The following is a 9,993-nucleotide window of genomic DNA, read 5'->3' as shown; positions in this document are numbered from 1 at the left end:
GAAGTCGGGCGTTCGTCGGGGTGCGCGCCCCAGGGCGGCTTCGTCCGCTCGGCCCTGACGCTTCGCACATGGTGCGAATGCTCGGCGTCGTGGTTGTCCGCAACAACACAAACGAATCTTGAAAAGTCCTCTCCTTGATCAGAGGCATACTTGTTCGATCCGGTCGTCACGCTCCCATGGCCATGAGGTCCTGCCGATCGCCATGTCCTTGCTTGAGGTGAGGGCGACAATCGCAGCGCATGCCGCCCGCGAGCATCAAGCGGCACGGCGATTTCGATTCCGGGTTCGTCATGAAATCCAGACGTTCCTTACAAGTCATTGAAAGAATGCGCAAGCAGACCCGACGCAAGCCCGTGACCGGTTTGACTCCCTACGAAAAAGCTGTTGTCCGCCGCGCCTGGGAGGCCGACATCGTCGACGCCAGCATCCATGCATTCATCGGATTGGATGTGGGTGGTTTGATGCAAAGAGCCGGCGGAATCATCTACGCGGTGATGAGCGCCTGCGAGGAAGCAGGAATCGAGCAGAGCGAGCCCGACGTGCAACTTTTGCACGAGGCAGGGGCGGCGATCCTCGAAATGCCAGGTCAGACGGCGATCGACCGCGCTCAGCGAGATCGAGTCATCGCGGGACTGGCGGCCAGCGAGCGGCTGCAGCCTCGCCTCGATACCTTGTCGATCCGTCGGGCGGCCCTGGAAATTTCGAAGGCGGCCAGAACTACCGAACAGCACTTCGAAGGCGTGAGCTGACCGAGAACGCACTGGCGAAGTCACGACACGCGTGGTGCGCTTGTCGAGATGGACAGGCAACGTGCCGCGAAACGCCGCTGCCCGAGCCATCGCGGCCCATCCATGGCCTACCGCTCTCAGGCAGGTTCAGACTTCGGCCCTGGCAACCGGCTTGTACTTGAACGTGGCGCGCACGATGCCGTGGTCGTTGGTGCCCAGGCCCTTGTGATCCTCGAAGTTCAGGTGGTCGTTGTTGATGATCAGGCCATCGAACATCCACAGCCGCTTGCGGCTGTTGTCGTAGAACTCCTGGCTCACCAGCACATGGTCCAGCGATTCACGCACATCCTGATGGATGTGCGTGTAGTACACGTCCCGGCTGTCGCGGTACTCCTGCAGGGTCTGCGCCGTGTAGAGCGCCGTGTCGCCGCCACCTTTGGAATCGCCTACGAGAAAGCGGGGCTGGTCGGTGAGGATGTTGGCCGTGTTGCTGTGTTGGCCGTCGTTGATGTCCCCCAGCACGATCACGGGCGTATCGCTGCCCTTCATCACTTCGCTGAGCAGGAAGCGCAACGCTGCCGCTTCAGCGGTTCGGCGGATGGTGGACAGCGCGGCGCCGAGGCCATCGCCGTGCTTGCTGTAGGTCTGCCTGTCGTTCTGGTACCAGTCTTCGTTGAAGACCTTGGTGGGCGCCTTTGATTTGAAGTGGCACACGTAGACATGCACGTCGGGGCCGTCCTCACGCGGTTTGATCCGAAAGTGCAGCACCGGCCGGGAGAAGCCGCGGATGTTCACGCCGATCTGCGGCGTTTGCGGATCGTCGCCTTCGGAGCGCAGCACAAAGGCCTCGGGAAAGTCGCGGATCCATGTGGGCTCACCAGTGAGCAGTCCCTTGCGCACGATGCTCGCGCAGACGATCCTGGTGCCATTGGCACCATCGGGGACCAGCACGTCGTACCGATCTGCCAGGCCCGACAGCTGCAGCGCATTGACCAGCGAGTCGGCATGCCACAGTTCCTGGAACCCGAAGATATCCGCCTCCAGCAGCTTGAACTGATGGGCCGTCCATTCGATCTTCTTGTCGTACTGCGCCTGGCTCCATCCCTCCTCGTTCGTGTACATCCGAAGGCCGGGTTCGTTGAGGTTGAACAGGTTGAAGGTTGCGATGCTGAGCGTGGACCGTCCCATCATGAGCTCCTTGGGTGTGACTTTTCAACGCTAGCGCGGGCATGTGACAGGAGCAAGATGGTTCTTTGGCCTGGCTGAGCCATCGAGGGACAGACAGTGCGGCCATGCGGGGCGTTCATGGCCGTTGCGCCAAGCGTTCATTGGACCGTTCATGACGTCCTCCCTATCGTGCGCTCATGACATTCGAATACAGCAGCAAGACCGAGGACCTGCGTCGGCGCGTGAACGCCTTCATGGAGGAACACATCGTGGCGCAGGAGGGCCGTTACTGGCGTGATGTGGAATCCAACCGTCGCACAGGACGCGAATGGGAGCCCTCCATCGTGGTTCAGGAACTGATACCCAAGGCCCGCGCCGCAGGCCTGTGGAATCTCTTCCTGCCGGCGTCTGCACACGGCGCAGGGCTCACCAACCTGGAGTACGCACCGCTTGCGGAACTGATGGGCCGCGTGTCGTGGTCCGGCGAAGTGTTCAACTGTTCACCGCCCGACACGGGCAACATGGAGACGCTGGAGCGTTACGGCACTGCCGCGCAGAAGGACAAGTGGCTGGCGCCGCTGCTGGATGCTCGGATCCGTTCGGCCTTCCTGATGACCGAACCAGCCGTCGCCTCGTCGGACGCCACCAACATCCAGACCCGCATTCGCCGCGAGGGCGAGGAATACGTCATCTCGGGGCGCAAGTGGTGGGCCTCTGGCGCGGGCGACCCGCGCTGCGAGATTCTCATTGTCATGGGAAAGACCGACCCGGAGGCGCCGCGCCATAGCCAGCAGTCGATGGTGCTGGTACCGATGAGGACCGCTGGGGTCGGCATCCTCCGGCCTTGCATGATGTTCGGCTGGGACGACGCGCCACACGGTCACATGGAAATGACGCTCGACGAGGTGCGCGTGCCGGTGTCCAACATCCTGCTGGGCGAAGGCCGGGGCTTCGAGATCGCGCAGGGCCGCCTGGGCCCGGGGCGCATCCACCACTGCATGCGGCTGGTTGGCGTGGCCGAGCGGGCGCTGGAGCTGATGTGCGAGCGGCTGCAAAGCCGGGTCGCCTTCGGCGGCGAGATCGCGCGCCAGGGCGTGTGGCACGAGCGCATTGCGCAGGCCCGCTGCCTGATCGACCAGGCACGCCTGCTCACGCTGAAGGCCGCGCACATGATGGATACGGTGGGCAACAAGGTGGCCAAGGCCGAGATCGCGATGATCAAGGTGGTGGCCCCGCGCATGGCCTGCAAGGTGCTGGACTGGGCGATCCAGGCTCATGGCGCAGCCGGCTTCACCGAGGACACGCCGCTAGCCAAGTTCTTCCGCGATGCGCGCATCCTGCGCGTGGCTGACGGTCCGGACGAGGTGCACTGCAACGCCATCGCCAAGCTGGAGCTGGGGCGGGCGCACATGCGACGCACGGCCGCGGCCGCACGCGCTTTCTATGCCCCTCGTGACGGGGTTGTCATGGCGCAGATGCTGGAAGAGGATTGAGCAACCCGTCATACCGCCGAGCCTCACACGCCGAGACATGCGCGGCAGGGCGGGGGCAGGGAGGCGGTCCGCGACACGATGCCTCGCAAGGGTCGCTTGGCCGCTTGGGGCCGCTGTCGCATGGGATGCGTGGCAGGTCCATGCAGCGCCGCGCTTCAGGCCTGCGGGTCGGTGGCATAGACCGTCACCACCTGCTCGCGCAGCCATTGGTTGCCGGGATCCTTGTCGGAGGTCGCGTGCCAGTACAGGTACAGCTCATGCATCGGGGCGCCGAACGGCAGCGAGAGGATGCGATTGGCCAGCGGCGCGTTCAGCGCCTGGGCATGGCGTTCGTGCATGGTCAGCACGAGGTCGGTCCGCGCCACGATCTCGCACGCGGTGGAAAAATGCTGGCAGCGCAGCTTCACGCGCCGCTGGTGGCCCAGGCGATGCAGGGCGAGGTCTTCCACGCCGGGCCCGAACCGGCGCGACGTCGCGAGCACATGGTCCAGGTCCAGGTAGGTCGCCAGATCGATGGTGCCCTGCACGCGCGGGTGGCCTTGGCGCGCCACCACCACCATGCGCCCTGACAGCAGCAGTTCGTGCCGCACGCCCTCCGCAGGCGCCATGAGCACGTCAACGGCCAGGTCCAGCGCGCCCGAGGCCAACTCCCCATGGAGGTTGTCGCGCTCATAGGGCACAGAGCTGATCTTCACTTCGGGCGCGCAGGCCCGCACGCGTGCGGCCAGGCTGGGCAGCGTGGCCGTCTCCACCACGTGGCGAAAGCCGATGCGAAACTCGCGCGCCGATCGCGCCGGGTCGAACGTGTGCAACTGCCGCAGCGTGCTGTCGATCTCCGTCAAGGCGCGCCGAACAGGCGCGATGATCTCTTCGGCCAGCGCGGTGGGCACCATGCGGTTGCCGGAACGCACGAACAGCGGATCTGCGATCAGTTCGCGCAGGCGCGCGAGCGCGTGACTGAGCGCGGGCTGCGTCAGGTGCAGCGTTTCGCTCGCGCGCGTGATGCTGCCTTGCGCGTAGATGGCCTCGAACACCACCAACAGATTGAGGTCGACCCTGCTGATATTCACCATGGTCGGCACCATAGCCGTTCGACCGGCTGCTGCAAGTCGTGCGGGGGACTGCTGCCTGGCGCGGATGTGACGGCGGCGTGACGCACTATTCGCCGCATGCATGGCCGCACTGCCGATTGTTGATTGGTGCCGGCCGGCGGCGCACCGTAGCCTCGCGGTCGTCTGGTCCCTCGATCAGCTCACGCCAAGACGGAAAGACTCCCCGATGACGGTCACCGAACTCCATGTCGACAAGCGCAATTTCGCTTCCACGCGCGTACAGACACGCGCACGCACCGCCCTTGCGCCGGGTCAGGTGCGGTTACGCGTCGACCTGTTCGCGCTCACCGCGAACAACATCACCTACGCCGCGCTGGGCGACGAGGCCCACTATTGGAAGTACTTCCCGCCGGGCAATGCCAGCGTGCAATGGGGTGTGTTGCCGGTCTGGGGATTTGCCAGTGTGATCGAGTCGCGCCACCCGCAGCTGCCGGACGGCGAGCGCGTCTACGGCTTCATGCCGATGTCCTCGGAAGTCGTGCTCGAGCCCGCCCGCGTCAATGCCCTGGCGTTCTTCGACGGCATGGGCCACCGCACTGGCCTGCACCCGGTCTACAACCACTATGCGCGCTGCGAGAGGGATCCGTTGCATGCACCGGATACGGAAGACGTGCAGGCGGTGCTGCGGCCGCTGTTCATCACCTCCTGGCTGGTGAGCGACCTTGTCGAAGAACGCCGCAGTGGCGGCGCCTGCCAGGTACTCATCTCCAGCGCCTCGAGCAAGACAGCCTACGGTACGGCACTGCAGTTGCGCGCGGCGGGTGACGGGGCGGTGGTGGGCCTGACGTCCCGCGGCAACGTGGCGTTCTGCGAGAGACTCGGCTGCTACGACCGTGTCGTGGCATACGACGAAGTGAACAACATGGACCGGGACACGCCGTGCATCTACGTCGACTATTCCGGCAACGGTCCGCTTCGCATGGCCCTTCACTCGCACCTGCGCGCCCTGCGTCACAGCCTGGCCATCGGCTACACGCATGTCGGCCGCCTGGGCCCGCCCGGTCATCTGTCGGGGCCGCCGGTGCAGGTGTTCTCCGCGCCCGATCGCATCCGCCAACGTACGGCCGAATGGGGTGGGGCAGAGTTCTCGCGCCGTTTGACCGCAGCGTACGCAGGGCTTGCGGACTTCTGTGTCCGACCGCGCAGCGGTGGCGAGCCGCTGCTGGTGATCGAACGCCACGCAGGCCCGGCGGCTGTGACGCAGGCGTACCTCCAGGTGCTCGATGGCGGCAGTGATCCGCGGGTGGGGCGCGTGGCGGGCCTCGTCGTCGCCTGAAATTTCGAGTCGGACGCACGCAACACCTTCGTCGCGCCCTCTCCAAACGATCATCTGCTTTGGCAGTTTTGCCGTCAGCTGTGCGCGTGTCACGGCATACTGCCGGCCGTCCTGACCGTTTGCACCGCTGACGTTCACTTCACGCTCGGCTCGCTTCTTGCGAGCCACCTTGGGCCGCCCCTTTGGAATGGTCAATGTTGCGGCAAAGCACGATGAGCATTCAATCGACGAGAGGCCCATGCAAAGCACGGAATCCATGACCGAACAAGCCATTTCAGACCATCCCCACATTGAAGTGCGCCACAGCGACGTGCACGGCGCAGGCGCCTTCGCGCTTTGCGATCTGCCGCGAGGCTCGCTCATCGGGCTCTACACGGGGCGGCGCTACAGCGCGGACGAAGCCCACGGCGAGGATTGGGACAACCGGCTGACCTATCTCTTCGGCCTGTCCGACGGCACGACCATCGATGGCGCCGAGGGCGGCAACGCGACACGTCACCTGAATCACGCCTGCGAGCCCAACTGCGAGGCCCAAGAGGAGTACGGGGAAGGCGGGCAGCTCGTGCTGCGCATCGAAGCGATCCGCCGCATACGCGCGGGCGAAGAGCTCTTCATCGACTACGCGCTGAACGTGGACGCGAACGCCGATCCACAAGACTATTCGTGCCAATGCGGCTCGCTCAGGTGCCGTGGCACTCTGCTGGCGCCGCTGGCCACGTCGGCTTGAACTGCACCAACGCAATCAGCGCGCGGGGTCCAACCGGGTCTCGTGAATGAGCGCGATCAGCGCGCGGTCGAAGTTGTCGATCAACTGCAACACGGCTTGTGCTTCTTCCGGCGTCGGGCGTGTGGAAGACGAGGCCGTATCTGGCAGATGAGATGGGGCCGGCACTGCCGGTGTTTCGTCCGCCTGCCCCTGAAGGTTGTCGGGGTGGTCGCCGGCCGTCGGATGCGATGGGCAGGAACTCTGGGACATGGCGGCATGGTAGTGCCGTCGTCGCCAATGCGGCGATCCCGCTTGTGACCAGATGTGCTACCGATGCTCGCGCCGGGGGCCGGAGTTCTTCACGCCCATACCCAGCCGTTGACGCTGCCTTGGCCATGAGACGAGGTCATTGCACTTTCTGTTGGGCCTCCAGAAAGTGAACCTTTTTCTCACGGAAGCACGACCTCGCAGGTCGACGGTCATCGGTGTTGCGATCATGCGGGCCAAAGCTGCGCGGGAAATGTCGCGAGCTTCGACGCTCCCTGCGCGGCCCCCTTGCGGCGCAAGCATCCGGCGCCCATCACAGCGGCGACGGCAACAGGGGCGAGCGCTCGAATTTGCGCAGCTTCCCGATGAACGCCTCGATGTCTTCGAAGGCGCGAGCGTTGTCGATGCCGGAAGCGACAAAATCGTCGACCACCAGGAGCACCGGGGCACCGCCCCGGCGAAAGTCCAGCAACACCAGCGCATCGCGCCTGGCATTCAACACGACCAGCTTGTCTGCTTCTGCAATCGACTCATGCCACGGCGTTTCCCCGGGCGCAAAGTCGATACGCCGCGAAAGCTCGGCCAGCGTCTCGGCATACTCCAGCGGCGCCAGTTCGTCGAAAGGCTGGAGTTCATTGTCCGGGCCATCATCCAAAAACCGGTAGGCAACATCGCCACCGTTCCTGGCCCGCCACAATTCCTTGATCGCTTCAGGCAGCTTCGCGCCAATCCGCGCTTGCGTCTCGTCGATCAATGTTTCGTCGGCCACAGCCTTCGGCTGCCAGCCATCGTCTCTGCCCTTGGCCATGTTGACGAAAGGATGGTTGGCGTCGCCCCAGAAAGCGTTCGCGCGCCGAGCCCCGGGCAGGTCTCCAAGCGGCTTGCTGCGAAAGAGTTCGCGACGGAAGGGGCGCGGCGCTTCTTCTTTCGGCCGCCGCAGCGCGCGAAAGAATGCGTCGAATGTCTCGAACGTGATGTCGGCGAAATCGCCGTTCCTGTCGAAGTCGACGATCGAAACCCGGGGTTCGCCTGGCCGGGAGTAGTCGAGCAGCGTCATGTCGCCATAGCGCGCCTGCAGCACCACGAGCGTGTCCGCGTGAGCGGGCATGTCATCCGGATCGTGCGTGAAGTCCTCGTAGTGCGCACGCACCGTGCGAAGGTCTCTCAAGGGACTGAGACTGGAATAGTCGATGCTGAAGGCGCCACGCCAGTCGTCATAGACGGGTCGCGGGTCTGCCTTCAACGGCACATAGAGCGTCCCGACATAGCCGCCGTCCAGCATGCGGTAGAGCGCGCGCAAGCTTTCCGGCAGCCGAAAGCCCAGCCGCTCCTCCGTCGCGGCGAGCTGCGCATCGCTGGCCGCCAGGGCCGGCTTGGCGACACGTCGGCCACGACCTTCCAGTGCCTCGCGCAACGGGTCGGGCCGCCAGTACCCAGGGGACTCGAAGAAAGTTTCTGGCGTCAGTGGACTCGGATCCATGTCGAGTTCCACCTCCTCGGTCAAAGGCAACGATGGAGCCGCGTCACGCGTCGATCCCGCATCGTCGGGTGCGCTCGCACGCCCCTCCAGCTGGATGATGGCGAGTGAACACGCCAGACACATCAGAAACACCGCGCCGACGCCAAGCACATCCGCGGAGCTGAAGGCGGCGATCGGTGTGGGCACAAACAGGCTCGCCAGTCCCCGCCCGATCAGGTAGAGAACATAGCCAAGCACTAGTTGAACAGGCAACGTCGCCAGCACGCTGGGGCCGATGGCTTTCAATCCGCCGGCGCGCCAGGCCATCTGCCACTGACGAAACTTGCCCAGCGCATACAGCAAGGTCAGGGCCGGTGTCGCCACCACGACGATCCAGGGTGAGCGCCCAAGATAGCCGGCTGCCGCCAGCGACACCACCACTGTCATTGCCGCAGTGATGCGCAATGCGCCAGCGACGTTCCTGCTCATCCGCATCCCCTGTTGCCTTGGATCAAGCCATCCTATCCGCATGGGCCCGGCTGCGGCCCGAACTGCTTGTGACTGCAGTTCCAAGGGCGCAGCCAGCGCTTGGCAGGCCGAGGGTTCGGCCCACATCGCCGAAGGTCCATCCGGCCCTCAATGCGTCGGCCGGTGCACGGAGACCTTTGCTTCCTGAATTCGCGACGGTCCGAACCGATAGCCCTTCTTCGCGGTCATGCCTCGGGTCGCGCGCTTGTGGAGCGCTTCCTCCACGGCGTGCGGTGGATGGAGCTGAGTCTTGCCGCAGTTCTCACAGCGGTACAGGCACAGCCAGGGCAGCATGTGTGTCCAGGGGCTGCGGGGCACGCCCCGGAGATGGGTGACATCGCACAGGCAAGCAGAAAACGGATTGTCCATAGAAACCTCACATGGAAACCGATGGTTCTTGGAGCGCCACACCGTTGATCCAAACGTCTTCGGTGGGGTATCGAACTTAGCGCCTGTCCATGCCAGGCGCGTGACAGCGGGGGCCAAACCGACGAAGAGGCGCTTCACTGATCTTGTTGACCCGGCCGTCTTGCAGCGTAGGCGAGCAGGGCTCGCAGTGCAAATGGACTGGTCGAGCGCGAGCGTCTTTAACGTAAGGGATCGCGTCCCGCGTGAAGAGTTGTGTGGAACATCGGCCGAGTCACATGCACGTCATGGGAGTTCGAGTCAATGCATCATGTCTTCAGCCAACGGGCCAGCCTCGGGCAGCCACCATGTACCGCGATGACCCCCCACCACCCGATCCATGTTCTTTTCTTGTGCAACAGCAATGCCGCGCGCAGCCTGATGGCGCAGTCGTTGCTCAATCACCTGGGCCATGGCCGTTTCGTTGCCTACTCCGCGGGAAGCTCGCCGACACCAGACGGGCTGCCGGATGCCCGCACGCTCGAGGTGCTGCGCGGCGCGGGTCTGCCGACGGACGGCTTACGCAGCAAGAGCTGGAGCGAACTCGGTGCAGCGTCGGCGCAGCACATGGACCTCATCGTCACGCTTTGCGACGAAGCCGCAGGCGAGGCCTGCCCAGTCTGGCCCGGTCATCCGGCGTCGGCACACTGGTCGCATCCCGACCCTCTTGCCGACAGCAAAGGGGATGGCACCGAGCCGTTCTCGCTGGCCATGCATGCGATCCGTCGCCACGTGGAATTGCTGGTCAACCTGCCCGATGAACGCATCGATCGGCTCGTGATCGAAGTCGAGGCAAGGCGCATCGGGGGAGCTTGACTGCGATGCGGCGCTTGTTGCATGTCATCCGTGCTT

The 9,993-nt window shown here is 64.5% G+C and carries 10 protein-coding genes; 5 read left to right on the top strand and 5 right to left on the bottom strand.

Going from position 1 to position 9,993, the window contains the following annotated elements:
• Positions 1-239: 239 nt before the first annotated feature.
• Positions 240-749: a hypothetical protein gene (locus RZE79_RS33700; protein ID WP_319361779.1), complete on the top strand. Its 510-nt coding sequence runs from the start codon at positions 240-242 to the stop codon at positions 747-749.
• Between the two features lie 126 nt (positions 750-875).
• Here the strand turns inward: RZE79_RS33700 and RZE79_RS33695 are convergent, their stop codons facing one another.
• Positions 876-1,916, bottom strand: a complete 1,041-nt coding sequence (locus RZE79_RS33695) for an endonuclease/exonuclease/phosphatase family protein (RefSeq protein WP_319361778.1) — start codon at positions 1,914-1,916, stop codon at positions 876-878.
• A gap of 176 nt (positions 1,917-2,092) precedes the next feature.
• Here RZE79_RS33695 and RZE79_RS33690 point away from each other — a divergent pair, with 176 nt between their 5' ends.
• Complete coding sequence (locus tag RZE79_RS33690; RefSeq protein WP_319361777.1) at positions 2,093-3,388, top strand: acyl-CoA dehydrogenase family protein; 1,296 nt, start codon at positions 2,093-2,095, stop codon at positions 3,386-3,388.
• Between the two features lie 155 nt (positions 3,389-3,543).
• Here the strand turns inward: RZE79_RS33690 and RZE79_RS33685 are convergent, their stop codons facing one another.
• Positions 3,544-4,461: a LysR family transcriptional regulator gene (locus RZE79_RS33685; protein WP_319361776.1), complete on the bottom strand. Its 918-nt coding sequence runs from the start codon at positions 4,459-4,461 to the stop codon at positions 3,544-3,546.
• A 205-nt stretch (positions 4,462-4,666) separates the two neighbouring features.
• On the opposite strand from RZE79_RS33685, the gene RZE79_RS33680 reads away from it, so the two are divergent.
• Together RZE79_RS33680 and RZE79_RS33675 are read left to right on the top strand one after the other, a co-directional pair.
• The gene (locus RZE79_RS33680) at positions 4,667-5,776 is read left to right on the top strand and encodes a DUF2855 family protein (RefSeq protein ID WP_319361775.1); all 1,110 of its coding nucleotides are present in this window, start codon (positions 4,667-4,669) and stop codon (positions 5,774-5,776) included.
• A gap of 238 nt (positions 5,777-6,014) precedes the next feature.
• Positions 6,015-6,503, top strand: a complete 489-nt coding sequence (locus RZE79_RS33675; RefSeq protein ID WP_319361774.1) for an SET domain-containing protein — start codon at positions 6,015-6,017, stop codon at positions 6,501-6,503.
• Between the two features lie 15 nt (positions 6,504-6,518).
• Here the strand turns inward: RZE79_RS33675 and RZE79_RS33670 are convergent, their stop codons facing one another.
• From RZE79_RS33670 to RZE79_RS33660, 3 genes are all read right to left on the bottom strand, one after another.
• Positions 6,519-6,752 (bottom strand): hypothetical protein, encoded by a 234-nt coding sequence (locus RZE79_RS33670; protein ID WP_319361773.1) that lies wholly within the window; start codon positions 6,750-6,752, stop codon positions 6,519-6,521.
• Between the two features lie 310 nt (positions 6,753-7,062).
• Positions 7,063-8,697 carry an SMI1/KNR4 family protein gene (locus RZE79_RS33665; protein WP_319361772.1) on the bottom strand — a complete coding sequence of 545 codons (1,635 nt, stop codon included), beginning with the start codon at positions 8,695-8,697 and terminating at the stop codon, positions 7,063-7,065.
• A gap of 147 nt (positions 8,698-8,844) precedes the next feature.
• Entirely contained in the window at positions 8,845-9,030 is a 186-nt protein-coding gene (locus RZE79_RS33660; protein ID WP_319361770.1) for a hypothetical protein, read from the bottom strand.
• 429 nt (positions 9,031-9,459) lie between these two features.
• On the opposite strand from RZE79_RS33660, the gene RZE79_RS33655 reads away from it, so the two are divergent.
• The gene (locus tag RZE79_RS33655) at positions 9,460-9,957 is read left to right on the top strand and encodes an arsenate reductase ArsC (protein WP_319361768.1); all 498 of its coding nucleotides are present in this window, start codon (positions 9,460-9,462) and stop codon (positions 9,955-9,957) included.
• Positions 9,958-9,993 lie beyond the last annotated feature (36 nt).

This window comes from Variovorax sp. EBFNA2 (assembly GCF_033802765.1).
GTDB lineage: Bacteria > Pseudomonadota > Gammaproteobacteria > Burkholderiales > Burkholderiaceae_C > Variovorax > Variovorax paradoxus_H.
This window is presented reverse-complemented; position numbering and strand designations above follow the sequence as displayed.